General features: G+C 49.8%; 29 protein-coding genes and 1 tRNA gene. 19 read left to right on the top strand and 11 right to left on the bottom strand.

Going from position 1 to position 26,797, the window contains the following annotated elements:
• The first annotated feature begins 5 nt into the window (after window positions 1-5).
• The 4 genes from prpB (at window position 6) to BZG20_RS01610 (ending at window position 5,585) form a co-directional block, all read left to right on the top strand.
• Window positions 6-875, top strand: a complete 870-nt coding sequence (gene prpB / locus BZG20_RS01625) for a methylisocitrate lyase (RefSeq protein WP_077577907.1) — start codon at window positions 6-8, stop codon at window positions 873-875.
• 114 nt (window positions 876-989) lie between these two features.
• On the top strand, window positions 990-2,141 hold the full coding sequence (prpC, locus tag BZG20_RS01620) for a 2-methylcitrate synthase (RefSeq protein WP_077577906.1): 1,152 nt from the start codon (window positions 990-992) through the stop codon (window positions 2,139-2,141).
• 43 nt (window positions 2,142-2,184) lie between these two features.
• Entirely contained in the window at window positions 2,185-3,636 is a 1,452-nt protein-coding gene (locus tag BZG20_RS01615) for a bifunctional 2-methylcitrate dehydratase/aconitate hydratase (protein WP_077577905.1), read from the top strand.
• 65 nt (window positions 3,637-3,701) lie between these two features.
• Window positions 3,702-5,585: a propionyl-CoA synthetase gene (locus BZG20_RS01610; RefSeq protein WP_077577904.1), complete on the top strand. Its 1,884-nt coding sequence runs from the start codon at window positions 3,702-3,704 to the stop codon at window positions 5,583-5,585.
• 75 nt (window positions 5,586-5,660) lie between these two features.
• Here the strand turns inward: BZG20_RS01610 and BZG20_RS01605 are convergent, their stop codons facing one another.
• The 3 genes from BZG20_RS01605 to BZG20_RS01595 all read right to left on the bottom strand — a co-directional run bounded on the left by BZG20_RS01605 (window position 5,661) and on the right by BZG20_RS01595 (window position 9,471).
• Window positions 5,661-6,641 (bottom strand): sensor domain-containing diguanylate cyclase, encoded by a 981-nt coding sequence (locus BZG20_RS01605; protein WP_077577903.1) that lies wholly within the window; start codon window positions 6,639-6,641, stop codon window positions 5,661-5,663.
• Window positions 6,642-6,771: 130 nt separating this feature from the next.
• Complete coding sequence (locus BZG20_RS01600) at window positions 6,772-7,959, bottom strand: class I SAM-dependent methyltransferase (RefSeq protein WP_077577902.1); 1,188 nt, start codon at window positions 7,957-7,959, stop codon at window positions 6,772-6,774.
• Window positions 7,960-8,097: 138 nt separating this feature from the next.
• Window positions 8,098-9,471 (bottom strand): methyl-accepting chemotaxis protein, encoded by a 1,374-nt coding sequence (locus tag BZG20_RS01595; protein ID WP_077577901.1) that lies wholly within the window; start codon window positions 9,469-9,471, stop codon window positions 8,098-8,100.
• A gap of 81 nt (window positions 9,472-9,552) precedes the next feature.
• Here BZG20_RS01595 and yccX point away from each other — a divergent pair, with 81 nt between their 5' ends.
• Window positions 9,553-9,825, top strand: coding sequence for an acylphosphatase (gene yccX, locus BZG20_RS01590; RefSeq protein ID WP_077577900.1), 273 nt, complete (start codon window positions 9,553-9,555; stop codon window positions 9,823-9,825).
• A gap of 127 nt (window positions 9,826-9,952) precedes the next feature.
• Here yccX and BZG20_RS01585 read toward each other — a convergent pair whose 3' ends face one another.
• The 3 genes from BZG20_RS01585 to BZG20_RS01575 all read right to left on the bottom strand — a co-directional run bounded on the left by BZG20_RS01585 (window position 9,953) and on the right by BZG20_RS01575 (window position 12,662).
• On the bottom strand, window positions 9,953-10,282 hold the full coding sequence (locus BZG20_RS01585) for a TusE/DsrC/DsvC family sulfur relay protein (RefSeq protein WP_025672953.1): 330 nt from the start codon (window positions 10,280-10,282) through the stop codon (window positions 9,953-9,955).
• 226 nt (window positions 10,283-10,508) lie between these two features.
• Window positions 10,509-11,177: a Bax inhibitor-1/YccA family protein gene (locus tag BZG20_RS01580; protein ID WP_046073363.1), complete on the bottom strand. Its 669-nt coding sequence runs from the start codon at window positions 11,175-11,177 to the stop codon at window positions 10,509-10,511.
• 207 nt (window positions 11,178-11,384) lie between these two features.
• On the bottom strand, window positions 11,385-12,662 hold the full coding sequence (locus tag BZG20_RS01575) for a divalent metal cation transporter (protein ID WP_077577899.1): 1,278 nt from the start codon (window positions 12,660-12,662) through the stop codon (window positions 11,385-11,387).
• A gap of 580 nt (window positions 12,663-13,242) precedes the next feature.
• Here BZG20_RS01575 and BZG20_RS01570 point away from each other — a divergent pair.
• The 10 genes from BZG20_RS01570 to BZG20_RS01525 all read left to right on the top strand — a co-directional run bounded on the left by BZG20_RS01570 (window position 13,243) and on the right by BZG20_RS01525 (window position 20,571).
• A complete protein-coding gene (locus tag BZG20_RS01570; RefSeq protein WP_077577898.1) occupies window positions 13,243-14,451 on the top strand; it encodes a NupC/NupG family nucleoside CNT transporter in 1,209 nt (402 codons plus the stop codon).
• 182 nt (window positions 14,452-14,633) lie between these two features.
• Window positions 14,634-14,724: transfer RNA gene (locus tag BZG20_RS01565), tRNA-Ser, on the top strand.
• A 555-nt stretch (window positions 14,725-15,279) separates the two neighbouring features.
• Window positions 15,280-15,861 carry a toll/interleukin-1 receptor domain-containing protein gene (locus BZG20_RS01560; protein ID WP_077577897.1) on the top strand — a complete coding sequence of 194 codons (582 nt, stop codon included), beginning with the start codon at window positions 15,280-15,282 and terminating at the stop codon, window positions 15,859-15,861.
• An 8-nt stretch (window positions 15,862-15,869) separates the two neighbouring features.
• Window positions 15,870-16,448, top strand: coding sequence for a TIR domain-containing protein (locus BZG20_RS01555; protein ID WP_077577896.1), 579 nt, complete (start codon window positions 15,870-15,872; stop codon window positions 16,446-16,448).
• Window positions 16,449-16,450: 2 nt separating this feature from the next.
• Window positions 16,451-16,888, top strand: a complete 438-nt coding sequence (locus BZG20_RS01550) for a hypothetical protein (protein ID WP_198531445.1) — start codon at window positions 16,451-16,453, stop codon at window positions 16,886-16,888.
• A gap of 103 nt (window positions 16,889-16,991) precedes the next feature.
• Window positions 16,992-17,867: a hypothetical protein gene (locus BZG20_RS01545; protein ID WP_077577895.1), complete on the top strand. Its 876-nt coding sequence runs from the start codon at window positions 16,992-16,994 to the stop codon at window positions 17,865-17,867.
• A 299-nt stretch (window positions 17,868-18,166) separates the two neighbouring features.
• Entirely contained in the window at window positions 18,167-19,072 is a 906-nt protein-coding gene (locus tag BZG20_RS01540) for a hypothetical protein (RefSeq protein WP_077577894.1), read from the top strand.
• A gap of 112 nt (window positions 19,073-19,184) precedes the next feature.
• On the top strand, window positions 19,185-19,460 hold the full coding sequence (locus tag BZG20_RS01535; protein ID WP_077577893.1) for an antibiotic biosynthesis monooxygenase: 276 nt from the start codon (window positions 19,185-19,187) through the stop codon (window positions 19,458-19,460).
• Window positions 19,461-19,507: 47 nt separating this feature from the next.
• The gene (locus BZG20_RS01530) at window positions 19,508-19,999 is read left to right on the top strand and encodes a GNAT family N-acetyltransferase (RefSeq protein ID WP_241829506.1); all 492 of its coding nucleotides are present in this window, start codon (window positions 19,508-19,510) and stop codon (window positions 19,997-19,999) included.
• Window positions 20,000-20,094: 95 nt separating this feature from the next.
• Window positions 20,095-20,571 (top strand): GNAT family N-acetyltransferase, encoded by a 477-nt coding sequence (locus tag BZG20_RS01525; protein WP_338012963.1) that lies wholly within the window; start codon window positions 20,095-20,097, stop codon window positions 20,569-20,571.
• Window positions 20,572-20,584: 13 nt separating this feature from the next.
• Here the strand turns inward: BZG20_RS01525 and BZG20_RS01520 are convergent, their stop codons facing one another.
• Entirely contained in the window at window positions 20,585-21,412 is an 828-nt protein-coding gene (locus tag BZG20_RS01520) for a TauD/TfdA family dioxygenase (RefSeq protein WP_077577891.1), read from the bottom strand.
• A complete protein-coding gene (locus BZG20_RS01515; RefSeq protein WP_077577890.1) occupies window positions 21,409-21,660 on the bottom strand; it encodes a hypothetical protein in 252 nt (83 codons plus the stop codon). Before BZG20_RS01515 ends, BZG20_RS01520 begins: the two co-directional genes overlap by 4 nt.
• A gap of 123 nt (window positions 21,661-21,783) precedes the next feature.
• Between BZG20_RS01515 and BZG20_RS01510 the strand changes: the two genes are divergently transcribed.
• On the top strand, window positions 21,784-22,062 hold the full coding sequence (locus tag BZG20_RS01510; RefSeq protein ID WP_069587542.1) for a type II toxin-antitoxin system RelE/ParE family toxin: 279 nt from the start codon (window positions 21,784-21,786) through the stop codon (window positions 22,060-22,062).
• A 10-nt stretch (window positions 22,063-22,072) separates the two neighbouring features.
• Window positions 22,073-22,393, top strand: a complete 321-nt coding sequence (locus BZG20_RS01505; protein ID WP_077577889.1) for a HigA family addiction module antitoxin — start codon at window positions 22,073-22,075, stop codon at window positions 22,391-22,393.
• Between the two features lie 57 nt (window positions 22,394-22,450).
• Here BZG20_RS01505 and BZG20_RS01500 read toward each other — a convergent pair whose 3' ends face one another.
• Window positions 22,451-22,687: an RNA-binding protein gene (locus BZG20_RS01500; protein WP_077577888.1), complete on the bottom strand. Its 237-nt coding sequence runs from the start codon at window positions 22,685-22,687 to the stop codon at window positions 22,451-22,453.
• A gap of 122 nt (window positions 22,688-22,809) precedes the next feature.
• Complete coding sequence (locus BZG20_RS01495; protein WP_077577887.1) at window positions 22,810-23,253, bottom strand: MarR family transcriptional regulator; 444 nt, start codon at window positions 23,251-23,253, stop codon at window positions 22,810-22,812.
• A 182-nt stretch (window positions 23,254-23,435) separates the two neighbouring features.
• Here BZG20_RS01495 and BZG20_RS01490 point away from each other — a divergent pair, with 182 nt between their 5' ends.
• Window positions 23,436-23,864, top strand: coding sequence for an organic hydroperoxide resistance protein (locus BZG20_RS01490; protein ID WP_069361329.1), 429 nt, complete (start codon window positions 23,436-23,438; stop codon window positions 23,862-23,864).
• A 187-nt stretch (window positions 23,865-24,051) separates the two neighbouring features.
• A complete protein-coding gene (locus BZG20_RS01485) occupies window positions 24,052-24,549 on the top strand; it encodes a GNAT family N-acetyltransferase (protein ID WP_077577886.1) in 498 nt (165 codons plus the stop codon).
• Window positions 24,550-24,577: 28 nt separating this feature from the next.
• On the opposite strand, the gene BZG20_RS01480 is transcribed toward BZG20_RS01485, so the two are convergent.
• On the bottom strand, window positions 24,578-26,782 hold the full coding sequence (locus tag BZG20_RS01480) for an ATP-binding protein (RefSeq protein ID WP_077577885.1): 2,205 nt from the start codon (window positions 26,780-26,782) through the stop codon (window positions 24,578-24,580).
• Window positions 26,783-26,797 lie beyond the last annotated feature (15 nt).

Genomic DNA, 26,797 nt, shown 5'->3' with positions numbered 1-26,797 from the left:
ATGCTATGAGTGCAGGTGCACGTTTTCGCCAAGCGGTGCGCAACAATATCCCGCTGCAAGTCGTCGGCACAATTAACCCCTATTGCGCCATGATGGCAGAGCGGGTGGGACATCAAGCCATTTATCTATCCGGAGGCGGGATTGCTAACGCCTCTTACGGCTTACCGGATTTGGGGATCACGACTCTCAACGATGTGTTGGAAGATGTCCGCCGGATCACCGCAGCAACCGACGTGCCCTTGCTGGTAGATATTGATACCGGTTTTGGTGGTGCGCTCAATATTGCTCGCACTATTCGTGAAATGGAACGCGCCGGCGCGGGCGCGGTGCATATGGAAGATCAAGTGGCGCAAAAGCGCTGCGGTCATCGTCCCAACAAAGAAATTGTCAGCCAAGCTGAAATGGTCGACCGCATTAAAGCCGCGGTCGATGCGCGCACCGATCCTGAGTTTGTGATCATGGCGCGCACTGATGCCTTGGCGGTGGAAGGCATGGACAGTGCCGTCGCCCGCGCCAGAGCGTACGTAGAAGCGGGAGCGGACATGATTTTCCCCGAAGCCATGCAAACGCTCGAGCAGTACCAAGCCTTTGTCGAGCAAGTAAAGGTGCCGGTGCTGGCGAATATCACCGAGTTCGGTCAAACCCCACTGTTCACTAGCCAAGAGTTGGCGGGCGTCGGGGTCAGCATGGTGCTGTATCCACTCACTGCGTTTCGCGCCATGAACCAAGCCGCTCTCAATGTGTATCAACACCTGCTGGATGATGGCCACCAGAAAAACGTGGTCGACACCATGCAAACCCGTGATGCCCTGTATGACTTCTTGGGCTATCACACCTACGAACAGCAATTGGATCGCCTATTTGGAAAAGAGTGATCACAAACGCACACCCTCGGTGTGAAAACGTCGGTTACACCACTGGAATTATCGCCACGTTCACGGATTCATGCAGCGGTTGAATCTGATGGCATCAAAGGAAAGGAGCCAATCATGACAAATGTCGCCGTCGCACCCAAAGATAAATCACTCTCCGGCGCGGGCCTTCGCGGCCAAAGTGCCGGCACCACCGCCTTGTGTACGGTGGGGCAAACCGGCACTGGATTAACCTATCGCGGTTATGACATTACCGATTTAGCCAATCACGCCCAATTTGAGGAAGTGGCTTACCTGCTACTCAAAGGCCAACTCCCCAATCGCCAAGCGCTGGCTGACTATTCAGAAACCTTGGTCGGCAAGCGGGGGTTACCTGACGCCTTAAAAGCCGTGCTGGAGCGAATTCCTGCCAATGCGCACCCCATGGATGTGATGCGTACTGGTTGCTCGATGCTGGGTAATTTGGATCAAGAAACCGACTTTAGTGAGCAAGCGGATAAAACCGATACCCTGCTGGCGATGTTGCCGGCCATTATCTGCTATTGGTACCGCTACTCGCATGATGGCGTGCGAGTCGATACCTATCAGCCGGAGGTGAAAAGCATTGGCGGTTACTTCCTCAAAATGCTCACTGATGAAACCCCGTCGCCACTGCATGAATCCGTGATGCATTGCTCGCTGGTGCTGTATGCCGAGCATGAGTTCAATGCCTCGACCTTTACCGCCCGTGTGTGCGCGTCCACTTTGTCCGATTTGCACTCTTGCATTACCGCGGCCATCGGCAGCTTGCGCGGCCCATTGCATGGTGGTGCCAATGAAGCGGCGATGGCGATGCTAGAACAATGGCGCACACCTGACGAAGCCGAAGCAGGATTAATGCAAATGCTCGCCAATAAAGACAAGGTGATGGGCTTTGGTCATGCGATTTATCGTGAGTCAGACCCCCGCAATGCGCTTATCAAACATTGGTCGAAACAGTTGGCGCAAAACGCACCAGACGCTTGGCTGTACGACGTGTCTGAACGGGTTGAGCAAGTGATGAAGCGCGAGAAAGGCTTGTTCCCCAATGCCGATTTCTATCACGCATCGGCCTATCACTTTATGGGCATCCCGACCAAGTTGTTTACCCCGATTTTTGTGATGAGCCGAGTAACGGGCTGGGCGGCGCATGTGTTTGAGCAGCGCGCTAATAACCGCATTATTCGCCCAAGTGCCGATTACGACGGCCCTGAACACCAAGATTGGCTACCTATCGATCAGCGCTGTTAATCAGCGCGCATTCACCCGATTGAAATCACAGAAGGAATTGACCATGAGCAACAACGTAGAACTGAACCTGCGCCCTGACCCTGATGCCTTATTGGTGCAAATTGCTGATTATGTCGATAGCACGCCGATTGCCTCGGCAGAAGCCTACAACACTGCCCGTAACTGTTTGATGGATACCCTTGGCTGCGGCTTGCTGGCGCTACGTTTCCCTGAATGTACCAAACACCTGGGGCCACTGGTGCCGGGCACCACAGTACGGCATGGGGCGCGGGTGCCGGGCACCTCTCACGAGCTTGATCCGGTCACTGCCGCGTTTAACATCGGCTGTATTATTCGCTGGCTCGATTTTAACGATACTTGGCTCGCCGCCGAGTGGGGCCATCCGTCTGATAACTTGGGTGGCATTTTGGCCACCGCCGATTATTTAAGCCGCGTGGCCGTGGCCGAAGGCAAACCACCACTCACCATGCGCGATGTGTTGACCGCGATGATCAAAGCGCATGAGATCCAAGGCGTGCTCGCCCTTGAGAATAGCTTTAACCGCGTCGGGCTCGATCACGTTTTATTGGTGCGCGTGGCATCAACAGCCGTGGTCACCAAAATGCTGGGCGGTAATCGCGATCAGATCATTGATGCCGTCTCACAAGCTTGGGTGGATGGCTGTGCGCTGCGCACCTACCGCCATGCGCCAAACGCCGGTTCACGCAAATCGTGGGCGGCGGGCGATGCCACCTCCCGCGCGGTGCGTTTGGCGATGATCACCATGAAAGGCGAGATGGGCTTGCCGTCGGTGCTCAGCGCACCTAAGTGGGGCTATTACGATGTGCTGTTTAACGGCAACGCCTTTAGTATCAAGCAAGACTTTGCCAGCTACGTAATGGAAAACGTACTGTTTAAGATTTCCTTCCCTGCTGAGTTTCATGCTCAAACCGCGGTGGAAGCGGCGGTGACTTTGCATTCACAGGTGAAAGACCGCGTGGATGAGATTGAACGTATTGAAATCACCACCCATGAATCGGCCATTCGCATCATTTCCAAAGAAGGGGAGTTGGCTAACCCGGCTGACCGTGACCACTGCCTGCAATACATGGTGGCAGTACCGCTGCTATACGGCAACCTAGTGGCCGAGCACTATGAAGACGCCTTCCATCACGCCGACCCGCGTATTGACGCAATACGGCAAAAAATGGTGATCAAAGAAGACCCACGCTATAGCGCGGAATACCTAGAAGATGACAAGCGCTCGATTGCCAATGCGATCCAAATCTTCTTTACCGATGGCAGCAGCACCGAACAAGTCGCGGTGGAATACCCGATTGGTCACCGCCGCCGTCGCGAAGAAGGGATCCCTGTGCTGGAGCAAAAATTCCGTACCAACTTGGCGACTCGGTTCCCGCACGCACAAAGCGAAAGAATCGCCGCTTTGTGTAGCGATCAGGCCGCGCTGGAAAAAACGCCGGTGCACGAATTTATGTCGCTGTTTGTGATTAACTAAGCACGTTCTAAACACGTTGCTTGCTAACTCATCGCTCGCTCATGGCGGGCGATAAGGAGCCGCTTATGCAAGAAGCCAGTTACCAGCACCATGCGGATTGGGCCAGCCGCGATCCTGAAGGGTTTTGGCAGGCGCAGGCCAAACAGCTTGATTGGTTCACCTTTCCACAAACCATTCTTAGTAAAGACGACAATGGCATTGAGCGCTGGTTTGCCGATGGCACTATGAACACCGCGTACATGGCACTCGATGCGCATGTTGAACAAGGTCGGGGCGAACAAACCGCGCTTATTTACGACTCACCGGTTACCGATAAAAAAACCACCTACACTTATGCGGCGTTGCGTGACTACGTGGCGAAAGTTGCTGGCATGCTTGCAGGCTTAGGGGTTGAAAAGGGGGATCGCGTGGTGATTTATATGCCCATGATCCCAGAAGCCACCGTGGCAATGCTCGCTTGTGCACGGCTTGGTGCGATCCATTCGGTGGTGTTTGGTGGCTTTGCCCCGAACGAGCTGGCCGTACGGATTGAAGATGCGGAGCCCAAAGTGGTGCTCACCGCTTCGTGCGGCATTGAGGGCGCGAAAACCTTGGCCTATAAGCCGATGGTTGATCAAGCCATCATGGACAGTCGCTACAAACCCGACCATGTGGTGGTCTATCAGCGTGCGATGTGTCGTGCCAATTTAGATAATCCGCGTGATGCTGATTGGGCGTCGCTATTAGCTGAAGCCACCCCTGCGGCGCCGGTGCCCGTCAATGCTACGGATCCCTTATATATCCTCTATACATCCGGCACCACGGGCAAACCCAAAGGCGTAGTGCGTGACAATGGCGGCCACGCGGTGGCGATGAAGTACAGCATGAGCGCGATTTACAACGTCAAACCCGGTGAAGTGTTTTGGGCCGCATCGGATGTCGGCTGGGTCGTGGGGCACTCGTATATCGTGTATGCCCCCTTGCTACACGGCTGCACCACGGTGATGTTTGAAGGCAAACCCGTCGGTACACCGGATGCGGGTGCGTTTTGGCGCGTGTGTGATGAGTATAACGTCAGCATCTTATTCTCGGCACCTACCGCTTTTCGAGCGATTAAAAAGCAAGATCCAAATGGTGATCACCTGGCGCGTTATCCGATGACATACTTACGCACGGTGTTTATGGCCGGCGAGCGGCTTGACCCACCGACATTGGAATGGGTAGAAGAAAAGACCCAGCGACCCGTGGTCGATCACTGGTGGCAAACTGAAACCGGCTGGGCGATTGCCGGCAATCCATTGGGGTTAACCTGTTTTGCGACCAAGCCTGGCTCGGCAACCATGCCAAGCCCGGGGTATCAGGTGTGTATCCTCGATGAAATGGGCGACCCTGCGGCGCCAAACCAGCAAGGATATATTGCCGTGAAGCGCCCCCTGCCGCCCAGCTGCCTGCCCACGGTGTGGCGCAACCATGATCGCTTTGAAGCCGGCTATCTCAGCCAGTTCCCCGGGTACTATGTCTCTGGTGATGGGGGCTACATGGACGAAGATGGCTATGTGTTTGTGATGGGACGGATTGACGATGTGATTAACGTCGCGGGTCACCGCTTATCGACCGGAGAAATGGAAGAAGTGCTAGGCAGCCATGAAGCGGTCGCCGAATGTGCGGTGGTGGGCATGCACGATGAGCTCAAAGGCCAATTGCCGCTCGGCTTGGTGGTACTGAAAGATGGTTTTGTCTCTGTGAGTGGCGAGATAGAACAGGAGTTAGTTCAGCGTGTGCGGGATCAAATTGGCGCGATCGCTTGCTTTAAAAAAGCGGTTATCGTCGATAAGTTGCCCAAAACACGGTCAGGGAAAATATTACGTCGCATTATTCGCCAAATGGCGGATGGCGAGGCTTATCACGTTCCCTCGACGATTGATGATCCGAGTAGTTTGGAGACCATCGCCTCGGCGCTTTCACACTAGATACAAAGGCTGTGAGCACTATAGAAAGACGTGGCACCTCTGTGTGCCACGTTTTATTTGATTCTTCTACACCGCTTAGCGCTCATCACCGCTGTTGGCCTTTTTACCCATTTTTTGTTGATACATCTTGGTATCCGCTTCATCCAACAAGTCATCTAATCCACGGTGCGAGGTGGCCGAGCTGGTCGCAATCCCTTGGCTAAATGAAAGGGGATAGGTATGGCGATTAATCTGGTTAAACCGCTCAACCACGCCCGCAAAGCGCTCGAGTGCGTTTTCTGCTTCTTGGCGTCCGGTACCATAGAGAAATACCACAAACTCGTCCCCGCCAAAGCGGGCGAACACATCCGATTCGCGCATATTGGCACGCAGCAAGTTCGCTAAGTGAGATAACGCGATATCCCCTTCAGCATGGCCGTAGGTATCATTAATCGCTTTAAAGTTATTTAAGTCTAAAAAAGCCAATGAATAAGGAGCATTAATCGACTGACAATGCTGCACCGCCCGGCTCGCCAGTTGCATAAAACCGCGTCGATTAGAAATGCCAGTAATGTCATCAGTGTAAGCGGTATGGGCTGATGACAACTCGCTTTCCGCCAATAGCGCCAGATCTTTTAAAAAACGCAAGTCTTCTTGGCTAAAGCGCCTTGGTTGAGTATCAATGACACACAGTGTGCCGACATTGGTGCCATCGCTGAGAGAAAGCGGGTGCCCCGCATAAAAGCGAATATGTGGTTCGCCTGTTACCAATGGATTATCGGCAAACCGCGGGTCGGCACTGGCGTCTTGTACCACAAACGGCTGATTACCCAAAATGGCGTGACCACAGAATGAGATATCTCGTGATGTTTGGCGAACGTTGAGGCCAAAGCAGGATTTAAACCACTGACGATCGTTATCAATCAAGCTAACGAGGGCGATCGGGACATCGAACAATCGCTTAGCGAGCCGGGTGATTCGGTCAAAGCGCTCTTCGTCTTCGCTATCGAGCAGACCCGTTTCTTGCAGTTTTTTTAAACGTTGCTCTTCATCTTGTGGCTTAATGGGACTGAGCATTCATACACTCCTGTTGCTAGCTCTCTAAATGCTGACTCTCTAAGAACAGTAGAGGGGCTAGACAGAAGTGTCTAGGCCAGCAGGCGACATCTGCTGCCTGCTGACACAAAATTGCGATACCGCTTGCGTGTTATTGCACCAGGCAAGCAAAGCCTTTCAGATAGAACCCTTCTGGGTAGGCACTGTGAGTGGGATGGTCGGCAGCTTGTGAAAAGCGCTCAATAAACTGCATATTTTTACCCGCATCCAAGGCCGCATCTGCGAGGATCTTCTGGAACAATCCGGCGTCCATTAGCCCTGAACATGAATAACTGAGCAGCACACCGCCTGGATTCAGCAGCTGCATGGCAAGCATGTTGATATCTTTGTAACCACGACACGCGCCGTTCAGTTGCGATTTCGACTCTGCAAATTTGGGCGGGTCCATCACAATCACATCAAAGCGTTCACCTTGTTCACGATAAGTGCGCAGCAGCTTAAACACATCGGCATTGACAAATTCCGCGCGGGTAAGATCAAAGCCGTTTCGCGCCGCATTGGCTTTGGCTTTGTCGAGCGCCGATTGTGACACATCGACATTAGTGACGTGTTTAGCATTGCCTTTTTGCGCATATAAGCCAAAGCCGCCAGTATAACAAAAGCAGTTCAGGACGCGCTTGCCATCCATGTATTTCACCGCTTGTTCGCGGCTATCCCGTTGGTCGAGGTAAAAACCAGTTTTATGGCCGTTAGCAATATCGACCTCAATCGCCACGCCATTTTCTTCGATGATGACGGAGGCAGGCGGCTCCTCACCGTGTAACACTCCCACGCGAGGCTTGAGGCCTTCTTTTTTACGAATTGCCACATCCGAGCGCTCGTAGATATGACAATCTGGGAACTCGGTACGCAGGGCGGTGACCAGATTATCACGCTGAGCTTCCGCACCAGCGCTGAGCAATTGGCACACCAAGTAGTTATCGTATTTATCCACGGTAATACCGGGCACACCGTCTGACTCAGCGGCCAAGAGACGATAACCGGTGAGTCCATCACGCTCGGCGAGCATGGTACGCAGCGGTTTTGCCGCGCGAATACGGGCAAGGAAAAAGTCACTGTCGATAGCGGTTTTTTCAAAGCACCACATGCGTACCCGGATTTGCGATTGTGGCGAGAACGCGCCAAGGCCTAAAAACTCGCCTTGATGATCACAAACCGTGACAGTGTCACCTAAGCTGGGCTTCCCTTCAATACGGGCAATACCGCGTGAGAAGATCCAAGGGTGGCGGCGTTTGATCGATTTATCGCGGCCTTTGGCAAGATACACAGTGACAGTCATGGGGTGTCCTAACGATTAATGATGGATAGGCAAAGCAAAAAAGGGCGGGTATTGTCGAGCAAGGTGAGTAACATTGCAATAAAAACGCGCCCAGGGAAGGGCGCGTGATAACCAGTGTGAGAGAGCTAGGCCAAGGAGTTAGGTGCGAAGCCCTGCCACCAAGGTTTTTAACTGATGCGCTTGGGCACCCAACTCGCTCACTTCAGTGGCGGAATCACGCAGCATTTGTGCTACCTGCGTCGATTGGCTACGTACTTGTTCGACATCTTGCGAAATCGTACCTGCGACATTGCCTTGCTGCTCAGCAGCGGCGGCAATTTCGGTACTGCGATCAGCAATGGTGCCACTGCGCTCAGCGATTTGGCTGATTTCGGTATCAATTTCTTGCACCGCCGCCTCGCTGGCGGAGGCATTTTCAACCGTGCCTTCCATCACGCGGCGCAGATCCGCGGTATGCGTTTGCAGTGATTCAATCATCGACTGAATATCAACTGTTGACTCTTGGGTGCGACTGGCCAGTGTACGTACTTCATCGGCCACCACCGCAAAGCCGCGGCCTTGCTCACCGGCACGTGCCGCTTCGATTGCGGCGTTAAGAGCCAACAAGTTGGTTTGTTCACTGATGCCATTGATGGTGGTTACCACGCTGCCAATTTGCTCAGCGTTTTTGCTCAGCTCGCTGACTTTATCCGCCGCTTGGGCAATTTCGCTGGCAAGGCCGTTAATCGCGTTCATGGTTTGTTGAACTTGCTGACGCCCCTGGTTCGCCGCTTCGGTGGCCTCTTGTGTTTGGGTCGAGGTGTCCGTGGCATGGCTGGCCACTTCGCGAATCGAGCCTGCCATTTCCTCGGTGGCACTGGCCAGTGAATCAAGATACTGGCGTTGACTCTCACCCAAGGCTTCACTTTCATCGCTACGCTGCTGCAGACTGGAGGACAGACCATCCATCATCTCCGCGCTTTGCTGAATGGCTTTCACCAGGCTTTGCTCGCGCTCGAGCACTTTATCGATAGTAACGGCAATTTGGCTGAACTCATCACGAACAGGAATAAAGTTCATTCGGTAACTCAGTTCACCATCTGCTAGCTTTAATAAAGCTTGGTTCATGGTGTACATCGCACCGCCAATAAAGGTCATGATGTAGTAAACAAGCACCGCAATCACCAGCACCATGCCGAGTAGCAGGCTCCAATCAGTGGCGCTCATATGGCTAAACAGCGAGCCGTCGACTTGGTAGACAAGCTCATTACCATTAAAGGTAAAACCGGTTTGCTGATTATTGAGCAGAGTTTGCACCTCGCCTCTCGGGAGGTCGTATTTTTCAACCATGGCTTGAATGGCTTGACCTTCCGCTTCCATCTTGTGTGCCACGCGGGTATCTGAGGCGGCATCCAAGGTAAGCGCAATCACAACCATTGCGAGCAAGGGGAGGAAAAAGATAAGGTAAAATTTTTCTTGTAGCCGAAGGTGGATAAAGTATTTATCAATCCATCGAAACGCAACTTCTTTCATGACGCCATCCTGTCAAACGACTTGTCTCATGTAGCGTTATACAGGTGTCGTTTTGCAATGGGAATATAGCAGAGGTGACAGATGTCTCAAAAATGTGTCAAAGCCTATGTCACAGGTCACGTTCAGGGAGTTGGCTTTCGTTATCACACCGCCCATGAGGCGTTAAAGCTCTCATTAACCGGATACGCGAAGAACCTGCCGGATGGTCGCGTTGAGGTATTGGCTTGTGGAGGCGAGGAGTCAGTGGACTCGTTAATGGCGTGGCTAGATAAAGGGCCACCGACGGCGGGCGTCGACCAAGTTGATAAAGAAGAGGCGGAATGGCGTGCCGTTGATGGGTTCGCCATTTTATAGGGCCTTAATAACAGGTCTCAATAACATAGAACCTAGTGCCAATCGTTATATGCGCCGCGAGGGTGTGGCGGCGCATGATCTGTCGGCCTCGGGACTTGTCAGCTTCGGTACTTGTCTGCCTCGGTGACTAGAGGCATTTAGCGGGCTTGGGTAAGCCTGCCAGCTTGGTGGCCTGTTTGGCTGGGCCTTTCGGGAATAGCTTGAACAAGTACTTGCTGTTGCCTTTTTCTGGGCCGTATTCTTTTTCCATCGACTTAACCAACAAACGCACCGCCGGTGAGGTGTTGTACTCTTGATAGAAGTGGCGGACAAAGTGAATCACTTCCCAATGTGCCTCGGTCAGCGCAATGTTTTCTTGTTCGGCAAGCAGCGGCACCAAGGCTTCGTGCCAATCGTCCACATTTTTTAAATACCCTTGCGCATCCGTCGCAATGGTTTCACCTTCATACACCAGCATAGTCTTACCTTTGTTCGTCATCTGACCGGACGTTATCGCTTTGATTAAGGCTGCAAAGCATAGCGAGCAGGGAAGGCGAGTGCAACTGGCGTTCACCGTGCGGATGTGGCGCGCCGCACTGAGTGGGTGCGCTATGTAATCACACGCCTTCAGGCATAAAAACGCAGCCATAAAAAAAGCCGGCGCGTGCCGGCTCTTTGTGTTTGTTATTGACTAAATCCAGGGGTTAGTCGTCGTTCATAAAGCCAAGAATGCTTAGCATGTGAACGAAGATGTTGAAGATGTTCAAGTACAGCGACACCGTGGCGCGGATGTAGTTAGTCTCACCGCCATTAATGATGTTGCTGGTGTCATACAGAATAAAGGCTGAGAAAATCAGTACCGCGATGGTGCTGATTGCCAAGCTCAGCGCTGGGATCTGTAAGAAGATGTTCGCGACCATTGCCACCAGAAGGGCAATCACACCGGCGACCAAGAAACCACCCATGAAAGAGAAGTCTTTCTTAGAGGTAATGGCATATGCCGACAGGCCTAGGAATACCATACCTGTGGTGGCGAGCGCCTGCATCACAATCCCTGGGCCGCTAGATAGGCTCAGGTAGTAGGTTAGCGTTGGGCCTAACGAGGCACCCAAAAGGCCGGTGAACACAAAGGTCCATACAATACCGGCAGAGGAGTTCATGGTGCGAGGTAGCACAAAGAACACGATCGCCAACGCACCTAGGGTCATACCTAGCGACATCATTGGGCCGATGCCGACAGCGATAGCGATAAAGGCCGCGATTGCACTGGTGATCAGTGTCATCGATAGCAGTGCATACGTATTACGTAGCACTTTGTTTGTAGATAACGCACTCTGCTGTGACTGGCTGTGCGAAACGATACGATCGTTCATAACGTTCTCCCGGTTGGGTTAACAATCCATTTCTATATACGACAGTTATGTGGGCAGTCGTTCACTTTTTCAAGCCGCCCACGTCCTTAACCTAAACCACGACTGGCTTTTATAAAGTCAATAATACCTTATCCACGCCCAACACCGTTGCTGAAGTTGTAAAAGGATGTTAACCCAGCCCTTTAAGCGTGAACAAGGTAAACTTTGTTACATCAACCACTTCCACCAGACGAATACGGCCAAAAAGCCGAACAAATACACCAAGCCGGTGATCGCCAATGCGCGCATCGCTTTGCTCATGGTCACTTCAGGCGGTAAGCGGTGCTTGGTCACCAAAATATAGTTGAGCAATGCAAAAAAGGGCGTGGTGACAAATGCGGCGACCATGGCAAAATCAAGCATGGTCAGCAGTGCGCCGGTCCAAAATGCCACAATCGCCAGCGCCAGCACCGAGATAAGCACCATCCAGCCTTGTGCAATAGCCGGGTGCGCTTCGGCTTCTGTTTGTTCACGCAACAAGCGTTGCGATTCAGACACCACGCGCGCATAGCCATCGATCACAGTAATAGTGCTGCCGAAAATACAGAAAAAGGCGACCACCGCAATCAAATAACGTGACCATTCACCAATGGTGGCGGCATACAGCCCCACTAACTGGTGCGAAAAGCCAATACCTGATTGCTTTAGTTCAACCCCGCTGCCATGCAGAAGCAAGGCACCGAGTGATAAGAACACAATCGCCAACAGCGCGGTGCCAATGTAACCAACGTTAAAATCAAACAGTGCCGCTTTGGCGTTGATCGGCTCTGATTGTGCTTTACGCTTGAGCCACACCGAGGTGATGCTAGAAATCTCAATCGGGGCAGGCATCCACCCCATGGTCACCACGATAAAGCCGATGGCGGCGACAGACCAAATCGAGGGCGCATTGAAGTTGGGCTCAATCGCGACAGGATTCCCCACGGCAACCGTCACCGCCACCAAGGTGGCGCAAGTCAGCGTCGCCATGATCACTTTCGATAAGGTATCTAACGCTTTGTAATGCCCTGCAATCAGGATGACTAAGCAGGTGACCACAATAATGCTTGAGAGCACCGTCAGTGAGAGATCAAACGGCACAAAATAGCTGAGCAAGCTGGCGCTAAATAAGGTTAAGGCTGCGGTGTTAATCACCCCAGAGACCGCACTTAAAGCGACAAACAGCCACAAGTAAGGGCGGCCTAAACGTGCATAGCCCTCGACCAAGGTTTCACCGGTTCCTGCGGTGTATTGTACGCCTGCACGAAAAAAGGGGTATTTAAACAAGTTAACGAGCAGGATCAATGCCGCAAGCTGCCAGCCATAAATGGCTCCGGCTTTGGTTGAAGCAACAAGGTGAGAGCCGCCTACAGCTGCCGCGGCCATCATTATACCTGGCCCCAATGCGCGTAGACGTTGCATCACCGACAAGCTAGATCCTGCCTGATGCGAAGAGACGGTTTGCATGTGTGTTTCCTTTATTATGGTTGCGTTGTTGTGTTTGCTTTGTTTTATGTTTTTTAGCGCTATTGCTTTTGTTTTTTCCATTGAGGCGTATTTTTATCACTTTGCCTTCAATTGTTTTGTCAATAGCCACCCATGAGTATCATATGAGCCAAACGTGTCAACCAATCTTGCCAAATTTGTTAAGCGTAGGCGTGATGCTGGGTGTGAATGATAGACACTGCCAACGTGACACAAAAAGAGGGGGATAAACATCCGACCATTGTCTGAGAGACAAGACAAAGCCAAAAGGGCAGTTTGCCACCCTCGACAATCTCTAAATAAGTGTGATCGAGCGTCAAATTCTGCTGGAAATGAGAGTTTAATCACAATAGAATGCCCGCCCAACATGTGCTCTTTGCGCAGCGATAGCCAAAGAGTGACTGTGTCGCGATTCGCGGCTGAAGAAAAAGCGTCCAAGGTCGGGCCCACCTTCACCGAACCCGCGGTACGATGTAACGCATGATGGAACCTCTTGCCACCCCGGCAGCGTGTCGTACTCATCCGTACCGCAAGTGCAACACAACGGCAAGGTAATCTATTTATGCAACTCCTCTATAGTGCGGCAGGTCTGGTCGCTCTGTTTCTGTGCGCGTGCGCATTTTCCACCAACCGAAAAGCCATCAACTGGCGAACAGTGCTAGGCGCGGTTGGCCTGCAAGCTGGGTTTGCTGCCCTGGTGCTCTATATTCCCTTTGGTCAAGCCATGCTAGGGGCAATGAGTAATGGCGCGGCGAAGCTGCTCTCCTTTGCCAACGAAGGCATCGAGTTTGTGTTTGGACCACTGGCGAACGATGGGTTTATTTTCGCTGTTAAAGTACTGCCGTTAATCATTTTTATCAGTGCGCTGATTTCTCTCCTTTATCATCTCGGCATTATGCAATGGGTTATTAAATTGCTCGGCGGCGGCATACAGCGATTACTCGGCACCAGCCGCGCAGAGTCTCTGGTGGCAACCAGCAACATCTTTCTTTCTCAGGGCGAATCTCCTTTGGTAGTTCGCCCTTTTCTTAGCAAAATGACCCGCTCTGAACTCTTCGCCGTAATGGTCGGCGGTATGGCCTCAGTGGCCGGCAGTGTACTTGGCGGATATGCCGCCATGGGCGTGGATTTAAAATACCTGATTGCCGCGAGCTTTATGGCCGCGCCCGGTGGATTATTGATGGCCAAAATCATCGTCCCTGAGACGGAAACACCGGCTGAGCAAAACCAGGTGGAGATCAGCGATAGCGACCAAGCGAACGCGATTGATGCTTTGGCCAGCGGCGCGATGAACGGTATGAAAGTCGCGGTGGCCGTGGGTACCATGCTGGTGGCCTTTATCAGTGTGATTGCAATGCTAAACGCCGGGCTCGGGAGCATTGGCGAGCTGCTTGATTTAGAAGGCTTAAGCCTAGAAAGCCTGTTCGGCTATTTATTCTCACCCTTGGCATTGCTTACTGGGGTGCCGGTGCATGAAGTGTTTGCCGTCGGCAACCTATTAGGGCAGAAAATCGCACTCAATGAGTTTGTCGCCTTCTTATCCTTTTCCGATATCAAAGCGAACCTGTCGGTGCAAAGCCAGGTGATTGTCACCTTTGCCTTGTGTGGCTTTGCCAACATTGGCTCGATTGCCATTCAACTTGGCTCGATTGGTGCTATGGTGCCCGAACGCCGCAAAGATGTGGCAAGCCTTGGCGTACGCGCAGTGATTGCCGCCACCTTTGCCAACCTAATGAGTGCGGCACTGGCGGGTATTTTTATCGCGCTATAAACACTGCGCAGCAAAGAGACTCAGCTAACGTGTCTCAGTTAAAAGCAGGGGCGATTGGCGGTAAGCTAATCGCCTTTTGCTAGCACGTTCGCCAAGCTGATCATTGATTGAGCGAGCAGACAAAAAGCGGCAAATAAAGGGTTTACAAGCCACAGCGAACCCAATAATATACGCCGCGTTCCGGAGAGATGGCTGAGTGGTTGAAAGCACCGGTCTTGAAAACCGGCAAGGGTTAATAGCCCTTCTAGGGTTCAAATCCCTATCTCTCCGCCATATGCCGAAAAGCCGCTGCTCAGTCAGCGGCTTTTTTGCGTTTAACCCCTTATAAATCCCCAAACCCTGACCGCGCCAACATTTTAGACCCCTTTGCCTAAACACATTACCCAGCGTTTGATAATCTAAGCCCCTAAAATTCTCGCCCATACATGGCCTTTTGGACGCCGCCAACCAGAGGGCGGTAGCGTGGGGGTTAAAGCGCATTCCACTAAACTGCCAAGCTATATATTTACACAGCTTATCGGCGAGGGAAGCCAGATTGTGTGCACGATTATCCGACACACATTCACATTATCACCAAACGAAAAAAATAGAAATGCTATTTAATCAATGGGTTGCATTTTATTGCTTGAGGGTAATGTGAACGCCTGAGCCATGATAGGCGGCATGCACACTTTCGTAGACGAGATGATTGCTTTAATTGCTGTAAATGTGTTTAATAATAAGTAGTTAGATGAAAAAAGACGCGTATAACGGTTTTGGGAAATCGCGCATGCGCACTAATACAATGTTAAGCAACATGGTAAAGAGTAGGAATACTAGGGAACACAATTGGCTCTGCTCAAAAAATCACAATTACTGAACGTCTACAATAACCGTCAATCGTACATTATCGACGAGGCGGGAGAGATGAGGTTCGCGAAGAAGAAGCTTGAAGAATCAGCTCAAGCGTTCTCGTATGCTGAAAGCTATGACATTTTTCTCTCACATTCCTTCGATGATGCGAGAGTGGTGAAAATAGTAAAAGAGTTGCTCGAAGAGAGTGGTTACAGCGTCTATGTGGACTGGATAGAAGATGACCATCTGGATCGTGGTGAAGTTTCCCCCGAAACTGCAGCAGTTCTTCGAAATAGAATGAACAATTGCTCCTCACTAATCTATTTGACCTCGCCGTCAGCGGAAAAATCTCTTTGGATGCCGTGGGAGCTTGGATACATGGATGCAAAAACTGGTCGAGTCTCTGTTGCGCCAATAGTCGGAGATGACGAGCAATTTGAAGGTAGAGAGTATTTAGGCATGTATCCCTACTTGGATCTGACTATGAATAAATTCTATGTCCACAAAAGGTCGAACGAATGGGTTAATTTGGATGGCTGGATGCGCGGGGAAAATCCAAAAGTTTTTAAATATTGAGGGAGCGTATGGCAAAGAGGGTGTTTTTTAGCTTTCATTATAAAGACGTTGCTGAGTTTAGGGCTAATGTTGTTAGAAACCATTGGAGGTTTAAGCTTAACCGTGAAATAGCTGGCTATCACGATGCATCAATATGGGAGAGCGCAAAAAAACAAGGTGACGTTGCGCTCAAAAAACTAATAAATTCGGGCTTAGAAAGGACTTCGAATACTTGTGTTCTAATAGGTAGCCAGACGTATGAGCGACCGTGGGTAAGATACGAACTCCTGAAAAGCTTCAAAAGGGGAAATAATATCGTTGGCGTTCATGTCAATTCAATAAAATGCAGGAACCAACAGACCAAAATAAAGGGGCCAAACCCACTAGAGTATGTAGGGGTTACCTTTTCCGATTCTGGTTTGACAGCCACTCTATGGGAGAAAATTAATGGGAAATGGGTGAAATACGACAAGATTGGTGGAACTGCATCTTATCGGGTTGAAGTCGCTCAAAAATATAGAGGAAATAGTTACAATCTTAGTAACTTTTTCAACGTATATGATTGGGTGTCTGATAACGGATACAATAATTTCGCGAGTTGGATATAGCAATGTCGAATCCAGACGCACTAACCGAAGAATCACCATCGGTTCAAGCTCACCTGCAAATTATGCAGGGCGTAATTAGTCGGATGGCTGCAAATAGTACGGCATCAAAGACGTGGTGTATCACGATCGTGTCAGCAATACTGGTTTTGGTTGCCGACAAAAGCAAGCCAGAATATGCATTTATAGCGTTAGTACCTATTTTGCTCTTCTTGGCCCTAGACTCATATTATTTGGCGCTCGAAAAAGCATTTAGAGATTCCTACAACGAATTTATTGGTAAGCTTCATGATCAAAGGATTTGTTCAGAGGATCTATATTCTGTTGTGCCCAAAGGAAATATGACAAATCATCAAATAGCTGCACTAAAATCGTTCTCTGTGTGGGGGTTTTACGTGTGCCTCGGAGTAATGGTTTCTTTGGCCAAAGAACTCGTACTTTAGCGCACTAAGGTTTGGCGCTTAACAAACGCATGTTGCCGGACTGGTTTTTCGCTGCGCTCCAAACCAGCCGCAAATGCGGGCGTTATGAATAAAAGGAAACATCATGGATAGATTGATAGTCCCTGTATATCTTAATCAAAAGCTTGTTTTTGATTTGCTGGCAATGCTACAGGGTGGAATTAGTACAGTAACCACGGTTACTGAATCTTCGTTGAATAAGAATACTGATGGCGAAAAGGTTTCCGCTGGTTTTGGGTTGAGTGAAGCTTTCTCTACTCTTCTGAAAATAGATCTTACTGGTTCCAAAGAAAAAACTGTGGGAACCGAAGAAGCAAATACATCATCTCAAGAAAGAGTCCACACTCCTGCATCGCTATTTTTTCAATTGCGGAACACTCTTTTAGAAAAAGGGTACCTTAAAGAAACTCATGAAGAGCTTCCTAAGGCTGGTGATTTTGTCGAGTTCGAAGGTTTCCTTAAAAGAAACCCGATCGTTGAGACTATCGATAGCCTTGCTGAAATGATGGACATGGCTGATGTATTTGAAGACAAACCACAGCCTAAGAAAGGTCGGCGTAATCAGATATCTGAAAATCAGAAAATTAAACAACAGATGCTTAGATTTTCGGATACACTAAAGGCTGGTAGTACTATTGACCTAAGTTCTGCTAGCTTGAAAGCTGGATACACAGCAGTTGTGACAGTCGAGACAGGATTTCTTAATGATCCATTGATGTCTGATTTAGTTGACGGTCAGTTTAAGATAATTGGGAAAGTTATTAAAAGTGTTAGTGATTCTTCAGATTCTATCAATCTGCTTAGAAAAACTGCGCTTAGCAAGATGCCATCAACTTTAATGCTTGACGCGCTGGGAAATTTGAGTTCTTTGGGTAGTGAACAAGGTTTTGATATTCCGGACTTAAAGTTAGAAATTGAAGGGCCTGCAATTCAAATTCTTCCCATTGCTATTTATGCATAACAAATAAGAATAAGTGTCGCGCAGCCGACACTTTATTTGGGTGTTGAACAAGCCCGTTGCTTTATTAAGTAAATAGCTCGAAAGCGCATAGATAGGCGCTGCGTCTGGCACTTTTTTCAGCGCGAGCGCAGCCAAGAAACAAGCGGATACATTGTTACTTAAAAAGTGGTACTCGGCGAGATCAACGCCACAAAAGAATTGAGTAGACATGGTTGCCTCCGGTATTAAAGGTCGCACCTAAGTGTGGCAGATCTTCAAGAGGGGCGCTCCATGTCATTCGCTATGCATCAGGGAAATATATGACAGATTCATCGTTTGGTTGGGAATATGCTTATGTTTACGATCTACTAGAGGAAATAAATGGTAAGCTAGAGCGAAGTACTAAAATAAAAGCTTTAGAGCTTGCCTGTAAGGATAGTGTTTTAAGCAATAATCAACTCATTTCAGAGTTTTCACAAAGCCTTAAGTTAATCAAAAGCGTTCAGATGAACTTGGACGAACTCTTTAGCTCAATAGCAGGGTATGTTCGTCAATACATAGACCAAAAGCACATGACAGACGAGCTGTATGAAAATATAAACTTAGACCTAACCAGGCAATTTTTGAACCTGTCTAGTATGTTTCGTTCCTTGCTTGATCATTCTGATTTTTCAATTTCTCGTCTTTGTGGAAAAGAATCGCCAGAAATTAAGAAATGGAAAGCTTCTCAATCTGAGCTATACGACGCACATAGTGAATACAGACTGTTTTACAAATTGAGGAACTATTGTCAGCATGTTGGTATTCCTCCTTTCGATTTTCAACTTGAAGACTCTATGGATTTAGAAGAGGTAACGTTTCAACTAGATTTGAAAATTGATATTTTGTTAGAAGAGAAATCGGTTTGGAATAGCCAGCTTAAACAAGATTTACGCGCATTCCCTGAAAATTTACCAGTAGTTAGTTTCCTTGAAGTTTGGCACAACTGTTTCCAAAAGCTCAGTGAGGTTTTGCTAGATATAAAGGCTAATAAAGCATACTCGGTTGCAAGTGATATAGTCAACCTGCGAGTTAAACATGATTTGCCAGCTGAAGTAGGCAAACTGTGTTTGCTAGGTTTACCGCTAGAGGGCTCCCATTCCGATAGCTTAAACATGCATATGTCTTGGTTACCTGAATTGTCTGCTCAACAAATAGTATCTCGCGTAAATCGAGAAAATGCATGACAAGTACCGTAGAAATAGTGCTTGGACTTGCTCCGTTTTACTAGACACGCGTCTCACTGTTTAGTCAGTGAGCGTTTTCTCAAGCTAACTGAGTTCTTCAAAGATAAACTATATGTCAAAAGTCACTCTAGAAGGTTTTATTCTCGTGCCAAGCTCTGATCTTCAGGCTATGACGCGAGAGCTTGTTAATCATAAAAAGTTGACGTTGGAAGAGCCGGGCTGTTTGGTCTTTAAGGTTCAGCAACATTCGGACAACCCGCTGCGATTTGATGTTTATGAGGAGTTTGTCGATCGCTCAGCTTTTGATAAGCACCAAGAGAGAGTTAAATCATCCTATTGGGGAGCGGTTACGAAAAATGTCACGCGTCACTATCAGATCATCGAGTAAAGCCTAGGTGTATATTATCGTTATGCAGCGCATATGGTCGTTAGAGTTTGAGAATACCCCATGCACCTGACTTCCGTCCCATCAATCTTGAAACCGATTTTGCTTATTGCGTGGCTGCACGTCGGGACGCTTTTGTCTGTAGCTTTGGCTCCGATGAGGGGTTTGAAGACTTTCTAACTGGCTATTATGAACGGATGAGTGAACGCGTGGGTCAGCCCGAATGGTTTTATCGGCATATTTTTGTCGATGGAGAATGGGCTGGGCAGCTTGAATTTCGCAGCACGTCGCCGGAGCCTGAGACTGGTTATGTGCATCTTATCTACCTTGCACCTGCCTTTCGAGGTCGAGGGTTTGCCCCTTTGCTGCAGCACTATATCGAAACCACCTTAACAAACGCCGGGTGCCGCCGAGCAATGCTTTCTGTGAGCCGTGATAACCATCGTGCGTTAACCTTTTATCGCCAGCACGGCTGGGAATTTGTTCGCGCCAACTCCAAACATGCGAAGACCGATTTTTATCAGTGTTGGTTGCCGGCGTAGATACTTATTCGCGCCAATATGCGATTATGGCGCGATAGATTGTTTCAGTAGGCGAGTGGTTTATGACTCTGATATGCCGGTCAAAAAGGCTCAATGTGCGACAGTTTCATCTCGACGATGCGCCGTTTATTGTGGAGCTGCTTAATGATGCGTCGTTTATACGCTGTATCGCAGATAAAAAGGTGCGTACTGAACAAGATGCAGTCGAGTATCTCCGTCACGGACCGCTTGCGAGCTATCAAGCATATGGCTTTGGCCTGAATCTGGTAGAACGCCGGGAAGATGGTGAGCCCATCGGTATGTGCGGTGTGCTCAAGCGCGATGAGTTGGCATATCCAGATTTAGGCTACGCGTTTTTATCGCGTTATACCGGGCAAGGATACGCCACAGAAGCCGCCGAGGCGGTGCTTGAAGCAACCCTGATAGCGACCGGACTGAGTACCGTTCAGGCCGTTACCTTACCAGACAATCAACCTTCAAACCGTTTGCTCGAAAAGCTAGGGTTTCAGCTACAACGCCAAATCATGCTTTATGGGCATAGCAACAATCTGTATCAATATACCCGCGCCTGAATGCCGTTTGGTGTTACTGAGCACTGTCACCCTGAACGGTGACACGGTGTAATCGTCTGGGTGCGTCGCCATAATCGGTTACTGCGTAGTGTTGGGTGGCGCGATTATCCCAGATCGCCACCGAGTGTTTTTGCCAGCGAAAACGAACGTGATATTTCGATTGGCGTGCTTGACTGAACAGTGTCGCAAGCCGTTGTTGGCTGTCAGCCTCTGGCCAGTCGGCAATCGTGCGAGTAAATTGCTCGTTAATAAATAGTACTTCTTGGCCGGTTTCTGGATGGGTTTGCATCATGGCACGGCGAATGGGTGGGTAGTCTTGAGCGCGTTTCGAAACCACACTCTGGCCGTCGGCGTCTTGATGATCGTAACGGCTACCTTCAAAGGCGTGCAGTGCGTGAATGGTGTCGAGCTGGCGTAGCTCGGCTTTTTCTTCGTCGGTGAGATCAGCCCATACTGCTGTCATGTCACACCAAATCGTATCACCGCCATGTTCTGGTACATATTGCGCGTGTAAAACCGAGCACTTGGGCGGCACCGCTTGCCATGTCATGTCGGTGTGCCAATAGCTTTGGCTGGGTGGATTGCCGCGGCTGGTTTCAATCACGACCACTTGGTCGTTGTCGGGCAGGTGCGGAAAAAACGGGTGAGGAGGCTCAAGCTCGCCGAAGCGTTTTGCCAGTTCGACATGGTCGTCGGTCGAGAGGGGCTGCTCGCGAAAGAAAAGCACTTTGTAGCGTAAAAATGCTTGGTACAATGCCGCAAACTCAGTGTCTGAAAGCTGGGATAAATCGATATTATCGATTTGCGCCCCTAATGTATCGCCTAAAGGGGTTATCTTCATTTGAACCATACCTTACCGCCAATAAATTTATAGGTTGGTGTGCCTCGCACCAAGGTGTCACGGGCAAAGGGCTGTTTGCACTGAGGGCAGTGACACGGCGTGGTGGTGGCATCCTCAACAATCCTTTCTTTAAAGCATTTCACCAAAGCACCTTTGCCACCTTTGCGGTATTTAAACAGTGGCGCATTACAGCGTTTACAGAAAATATCGATGGTTTTACTGGGGCCTTTTTTATTCGGTTTTGCCATTTTTACTGCTCAAGCGTCACTACATTATCAAAGCTTGATAGTGACGAGCCGGACGTAGGCTGTCAATCAGCTATGGTTTGATGACGCTTTACGTTATTAACGCTCTGCGTTACTATTGGGTTTATGATTCGAACGTTTAATTGCAAAGATACTGAAAAGCTAGCACAGGGAAAGCGGGTAAAGCGTTTCGTCAATTTTGAGCGAGTCGCGCTTAGAAAATTGCGGCAGCTACAAATCTCAACCGATTTAGATGATCTCAAAATACCACCTGGTAACAAACTAGAGCCGCTAAAAGGTGATCGTAAAGGGCAATTTAGCATTCGAATCAATAATCAGTTCCGCATTTGCTTTCGCTGGGTTCAAGGTGGTGCGGAAGATGTCGAAATCGTTGATTATCACTAAGAGGTCGCTCATGCGTACTGTAGAAGCTGTCACACCTGGCGAGTTACTAAAAGAAGAGTTCCTGACTCCGATGGGGATTTCGCAATATCGTTTGGCTAAAGAAATCGGAGTGCCCGCACAGCGTATTGGTCAAATTATTGCTGGTAAACGGGCTATAACGGCTGATACAGACTTGCGTTTATGTCGTTTTTTTGGATTGTCGAAGGGCTATTGGCTGCGTGCTCAAGTTGCCTATGATACTGAAATTACTGAACATGAGCTCGAAGATCAGCTGAATAGTATTCGCCCATGGACAGAAGTTTCGACCATAAACAAAAGCCAACACGTGTGATCGTGTTGACTATCGCTCTCGCCTCATAGCCAATGTAAGTGCAAGGGGGCTTTTTGCTTAGTTTGCGACTTTCACGCGGATTTTGCTTTTCGCAACGCTGGTGAGGTTTAAAGCGGCTAGCGCGGCTTTGGCTTCTTCTTCGTCAGGCATGGTGATGAAAGCAAAGCCTTTGGATTCGCCAGTCTCTTGGTMCAGCACAAGGGTGCATGCTTTGACGCTGCCGTGAGCGGAGAATAGCTGACGGAGTTCGTGTTCGGTGGTGGTGCGTGCAAGGTTGCGAGCTAATAGTTTCATTGTTGTCCGTTAATATCGAGGTAACAGCACCGATTGTGGCAGTAAAGCGGGTGACGACCAAGTAATAGTTTGCCTTTGTTGTGTTGCCGATGCGCCTTGTGCAGGTGCCGTTTTCCGGACGGTTATGCGTCACGTTCTCCTAAATCGTGGTTAATCTTATCCAGCAGCGCAATCAGATGCTGGGCTTGCTGATCATCAATGCTGGGAAACTTGCAGCGGATTTTCTCAGGGATAGCAGCGGCTTGGTGCTGCAGCTCAATGCCTTTGCCCGTCAATGTTACCCACCGTTTTCGTTTATCGTCTTCGTCTTTGACGATGGTGAGCAAGCCTTTATCGCTCATCTTTTTCAAAATCTGCGTCATCGCACCACCATCAATGCCGGTTTTCTCGACTAACGTGGCGATCGATAGTTGATTTTCTTCCCACAGCGCCATCATCACCACATATTGCGGATAAGTGAGATCAAGCTCGGTCAGCCAGGTTCGGTAGGCGCGCGAAATACCGTTAGAGGCCTTGTATAAGCGGTGACAGATTTGGCTGTTGAGCTGTAATTGGGGATAGGTCATGGGCTTGTCATTGTATGTGTGTCTGGTGAGTATTTTATTTTGCACGCAAAACATTTGCAATGCTGGGTCATGCGATCTAGTATTTTGCATGCAAAATAAATAAACCTGATGCAAGCGGCTTCACCGCACCTGCTGGGTGCGAAGCAGTGAGCCGCAAGCGGACTGGACCACAGGAGAGTGAAATGAAAGAGCTACAAAGTGTTGCCTATACAGCAAAAGCGACCGCTACCGGAGGCCGTGAAGGGTCAGCCAAATCTGATGATGGACGTTTAGATGTGGCGCTTTCCACGCCTAAAGGTTTGGGCGGAAACGATGGTGAAGGGACAAACCCTGAGCAGCTTTTTGCCGCCGGTTATGCGGCGTGTTTTATTGGCGCGCTTCGTTTAGTGGCGGGTAAAGCAGGCGTCACCTTGCCCGAAGACACCCACATCAACTCTGAAGTGTCGATTGGTCCGATCGATGGCGGCTTTGGCATTGCCGTGAAGTTGGCAGTGTCTGTGGGTGATCTGGATAAAGAGACCGCGCAGTCATTGGTCGAGCAAGCACACCAAGTATGTCCGTATTCCAATGCTACGCGTGGCAATATTAAGGTTGAATTGTCAGTGATTTAACCTAACTGGCACGCTATGATAGGGAGCGCTGTCAAGCAGGGCTCCCTTTTTATGCCTGTCTTTTATGGAAGCAGCGCGTTGTTCGGTGCTCCCTGACCTCGAGTGCTCAGCATTGAGCGCAAAGACTATTGACCACGAAGACTAGCGCACAAGCCCTATACCAATAACAAGGATGATGAGAACTGGTATGTCAGAAACCACCACTAGTCAGCTTACCGAGATAAATGTCGCTCCACTGACTGATGCGGACATCGACGGTGTTCGTCAGGTATCCCTTCACGACCAACAAGTGAAATTTGCCGGCACCGCAGACGAATTTCTTGCTGAGGACAGTGAGACCATTCACCGCCATGTGATCGAGCGAGCGGGCAAGATAGTAGGCTTTTTTAAACTCGATACCGACTATGCGTCTCAGTACGACTTTTGTCCGCCAAAGACGCTGGGTTTGCGCATGTTTGTGGTGGATGCGCGTTATCAAGGGCAGGGCCTAGGCACTGGTGCGGTTAAAGCCTTGCTGGCGTATTTGCCCGTTGATTATCGTGATTTTAATTGGGTGTATTTAACGGTGAACTGTCGAAACCCGGTTGCTAAAACCTGTTATCAAAAAGGCGGTTTTACTGATACAGGCGAGTTGTATTGGGGCGGTGCGGCAGGGCCTCAGCATATTATGTTTGCCGCGTTGTAGTTGCGCGCTGAGGCGAGCGGCGCGCGGGTTAGTGACCAGGGATGACTGACTGAAAAGTAAGCGTAAAGGTCAGTCCATTCTGGGCATTAGGTGCGACGCTTATTTGTCCATTTATATCTCGCACGTTGTTGGCGGTAATCGCGAGTCCCAAACCCAGTCCGTCGCCGATTTTTTTAGAGGTGACAAATGGCTCGAACATGGTCTCTATAACGTCTGTGGAGGCTCCACAGCCGTTGTCACTGACCGTCAGCTCGACTGTCCTTTCGGCAGGCGTGACCACAAACACCAAGGTCGGCGCCGCGGTATTTGCCATCGCATCGCACGCGTTGGACACCAAGTTTCCCAGGATCTGCAACAGCCTTTGCCCTTCACCCTCAATCAGGGGCGTGTCGTGAGGCATCCGCACTCGCACATCAATGTCTGCCAGCTGAGCTTGATACACACGCAAGGTCTCATTGAGGGCATCAGCCAGCGACACGGGGTGGAGATGCTGTGGTTTGCTGTAGGCAAAGGTTTTGAGTTGGCTGGTCATATTGGTCATACGATCGATCAGCTTTTGCACTAGCTGATTGTTGGCTTTAACTTTTTCTGTTTCACCGCGTTCAGCGAGCAAGGTGTTAGTGGTGAGTAAGGTGCGAAGGCCGGTAAGTGGCTGATTCAGCTCATGAGTAATAGCACTCGACATTCTCCCTAAGGCGGCCATTTTGCTGGTCTCAATCAGTTGCGCTTGTGCTTGTTGCAGCGCTTGGGTGCGCTCTTCCACGCGCTCGGTGAGTGCTTGGTTCATCTGTTGCAGTGATTGTTCGGCTTTTTTACGTTTGCTAATGTCAATCAACGTCGCGAGGTAGTATTGCTCATCATGCCAAGGGAAACGAGTGAGTGAAAAAAGCGCTGGAAAGACGCTACCGTCGCTGCGACGCGCCATGGTTTCAACCGCATTGAGCTCAGCCAATTCATTGTGTTTATCGAGGTTTTTCAGCAAGGTGAGGGTGGTAGCGTGTGGATTGCCGGTATCAAACAACTCCCAAGCAAAAATGCGGTGATGATTGTTTTCTGGCAAGCCAAATAACCGCTTGGCCATCGGGTTGAGATCAAACAGCGCTCCTTGCTGATCAATTAACAGTAACCCGACTTGTGTTTTATCGATCATTTGTTTAAGTCGGCGCTGCGACTCTTGCAATAAGCTTTGAATACGCTGCTGGTGACGGTGTTTTTGCCGGCGTTGTTGACCGATAATCAACAGCAGAATGACCACGAGCAGTGCGGCGGCCACTCCCCATGCGAACAGGCTTGCCGCGCCTTTGATAGGCTTGTAGGGCGTAAGGTAGCTCACTGACCACTTTAGATCGTCCAGTTTTACCGTGTGGCCAAGAAAGGAGGTGGCACTCAGCCGCCATTGACTGATGGCGGTACTGTCGTAGAGATAACGCGTTTCCCTGTTAACCGTCTGTGTCTTATCGTGTTCTGGCGTTTGTGTCGCGTTCTGTTGAACTGCGTTCAGCTGGGCTGCATTCAGCCGGGCTGCGTTCAGCTGGGCTGCATTCAGCTGGGCTGCATTCAGCTGGGCTGCATTCAGCCAGTCTGCGTTGTACTCGCTGCTGCTTGAAAGGAAAAAGCGCTGTTGCCGATTTTGCAGCAGAATGATGTCTTGACTGGTAATGGGTTGTTCGGTGAGAAAACTAAGATCAATCTGCACTACCACGATAGCGGCGATGTTAAGCCCCTCAAAAACCGGGGCGGATAAATAGTAGAGTGGGCCATAGCCTTTGGTTTTATTCACCAATGATACGCCTTCACCTTGGTGCAATACTTGCTCGACGATCGCCAACCGATCGGGGCGGCTAAAGCGTTCATCAATCAAGCTCGACGCCAGCACATCACCTGATGTCGAGAGCAGTGTCCAGCCTTCGGTATTGGCTGCTTTATCGAGCTGTGTGAGTTTTGCTTGGAAGGCGGCGGGGTCATGCTGCTCGCCCTTTACAATTGCCAGTGTGTCAGGGTGGTTGGTCAGCAAATACGGTAGATGATAGAAGCGCCTTAAGGCACGGCGGACCTCACCGATGTAGTCCAAAAGCTTGTTCTGGACTTCATTATGATGTTGTACGCTTAACCACTGATAAGCCGCTTCACGGCTGATGCCATATGAGAAAATCACCAATACGCTGACGACGACTAATCGAGCCCATGTCGTCTTGGTGCTGGTTTCTTGGTGCCTGTGGTGATCCTGATGCATAACACACTCTCATTC

It is taken from the genome of Salinivibrio sp. IB868 (assembly GCF_001995655.1).
Taxonomy (GTDB): Bacteria; Pseudomonadota; Gammaproteobacteria; order Enterobacterales; family Vibrionaceae; genus Salinivibrio; species Salinivibrio siamensis.
The sequence above is the reverse complement of the archived record's forward strand: the minus strand, read 5'-3'. Positions and strand labels throughout refer to the sequence as shown.

Excerpts from the sequence above, each read along its gene's own strand:
- prpB (WP_077577907.1), top strand. The coding sequence starts at position 6 with ATGAGTGCAGGTGCACGTTTTCGCCAAGCGGTGCGCAACAATATCCCG.
- BZG20_RS01595 (WP_077577901.1), bottom strand. The coding sequence starts at position 9,471 with ATGAAAGAAGTTGCGTTTCGATGGATTGATAAATACTTTATCCACCTT.
- BZG20_RS01600 (WP_077577902.1), bottom strand. The coding sequence starts at position 7,959 with ATGACTGTCACTGTGTATCTTGCCAAAGGCCGCGATAAATCGATCAAA.
- BZG20_RS01505 (WP_077577889.1), top strand. The coding sequence starts at position 22,073 with ATGCGTACTGTAGAAGCTGTCACACCTGGCGAGTTACTAAAAGAAGAG.
- BZG20_RS01485 (WP_077577886.1), top strand. The coding sequence starts at position 24,052 with ATGTCAGAAACCACCACTAGTCAGCTTACCGAGATAAATGTCGCTCCA.
- BZG20_RS01610 (WP_077577904.1), top strand. The coding sequence starts at position 3,702 with ATGCAAGAAGCCAGTTACCAGCACCATGCGGATTGGGCCAGCCGCGAT.
- BZG20_RS01490 (WP_069361329.1), top strand. The coding sequence starts at position 23,436 with ATGAAAGAGCTACAAAGTGTTGCCTATACAGCAAAAGCGACCGCTACC.
- prpC (WP_077577906.1), top strand. The coding sequence starts at position 990 with ATGACAAATGTCGCCGTCGCACCCAAAGATAAATCACTCTCCGGCGCG.
- BZG20_RS01480 (WP_077577885.1), bottom strand. The coding sequence starts at position 26,782 with ATGCATCAGGATCACCACAGGCACCAAGAAACCAGCACCAAGACGACA.
- BZG20_RS01605 (WP_077577903.1), bottom strand. The coding sequence starts at position 6,641 with ATGCTCAGTCCCATTAAGCCACAAGATGAAGAGCAACGTTTAAAAAAA.
- BZG20_RS01575 (WP_077577899.1), bottom strand. The coding sequence starts at position 12,662 with ATGCAAACCGTCTCTTCGCATCAGGCAGGATCTAGCTTGTCGGTGATG.
- BZG20_RS01570 (WP_077577898.1), top strand. The coding sequence starts at position 13,243 with ATGCAACTCCTCTATAGTGCGGCAGGTCTGGTCGCTCTGTTTCTGTGC.
- BZG20_RS01540 (WP_077577894.1), top strand. The coding sequence starts at position 18,167 with ATGACAGATTCATCGTTTGGTTGGGAATATGCTTATGTTTACGATCTA.
- BZG20_RS01585 (WP_025672953.1), bottom strand. The coding sequence starts at position 10,282 with ATGCTGGTGTATGAAGGTGAAACCATTGCGACGGATGCGCAAGGGTAT.
- BZG20_RS01615 (WP_077577905.1), top strand. The coding sequence starts at position 2,185 with ATGAGCAACAACGTAGAACTGAACCTGCGCCCTGACCCTGATGCCTTA.
- BZG20_RS01510 (WP_069587542.1), top strand. The coding sequence starts at position 21,784 with ATGATTCGAACGTTTAATTGCAAAGATACTGAAAAGCTAGCACAGGGA.
- BZG20_RS01520 (WP_077577891.1), bottom strand. The coding sequence starts at position 21,412 with ATGAAGATAACCCCTTTAGGCGATACATTAGGGGCGCAAATCGATAAT.
- BZG20_RS01515 (WP_077577890.1), bottom strand. The coding sequence starts at position 21,660 with ATGGCAAAACCGAATAAAAAAGGCCCCAGTAAAACCATCGATATTTTC.
- BZG20_RS01580 (WP_046073363.1), bottom strand. The coding sequence starts at position 11,177 with ATGAACGATCGTATCGTTTCGCACAGCCAGTCACAGCAGAGTGCGTTA.
- BZG20_RS01495 (WP_077577887.1), bottom strand. The coding sequence starts at position 23,253 with ATGACCTATCCCCAATTACAGCTCAACAGCCAAATCTGTCACCGCTTA.
- BZG20_RS01545 (WP_077577895.1), top strand. The coding sequence starts at position 16,992 with ATGGATAGATTGATAGTCCCTGTATATCTTAATCAAAAGCTTGTTTTT.
- BZG20_RS01555 (WP_077577896.1), top strand. The coding sequence starts at position 15,870 with ATGGCAAAGAGGGTGTTTTTTAGCTTTCATTATAAAGACGTTGCTGAG.
- BZG20_RS01535 (WP_077577893.1), top strand. The coding sequence starts at position 19,185 with ATGTCAAAAGTCACTCTAGAAGGTTTTATTCTCGTGCCAAGCTCTGAT.
- yccX (WP_077577900.1), top strand. The coding sequence starts at position 9,553 with ATGTCTCAAAAATGTGTCAAAGCCTATGTCACAGGTCACGTTCAGGGA.
- BZG20_RS01550 (WP_198531445.1), top strand. The coding sequence starts at position 16,451 with ATGTCGAATCCAGACGCACTAACCGAAGAATCACCATCGGTTCAAGCT.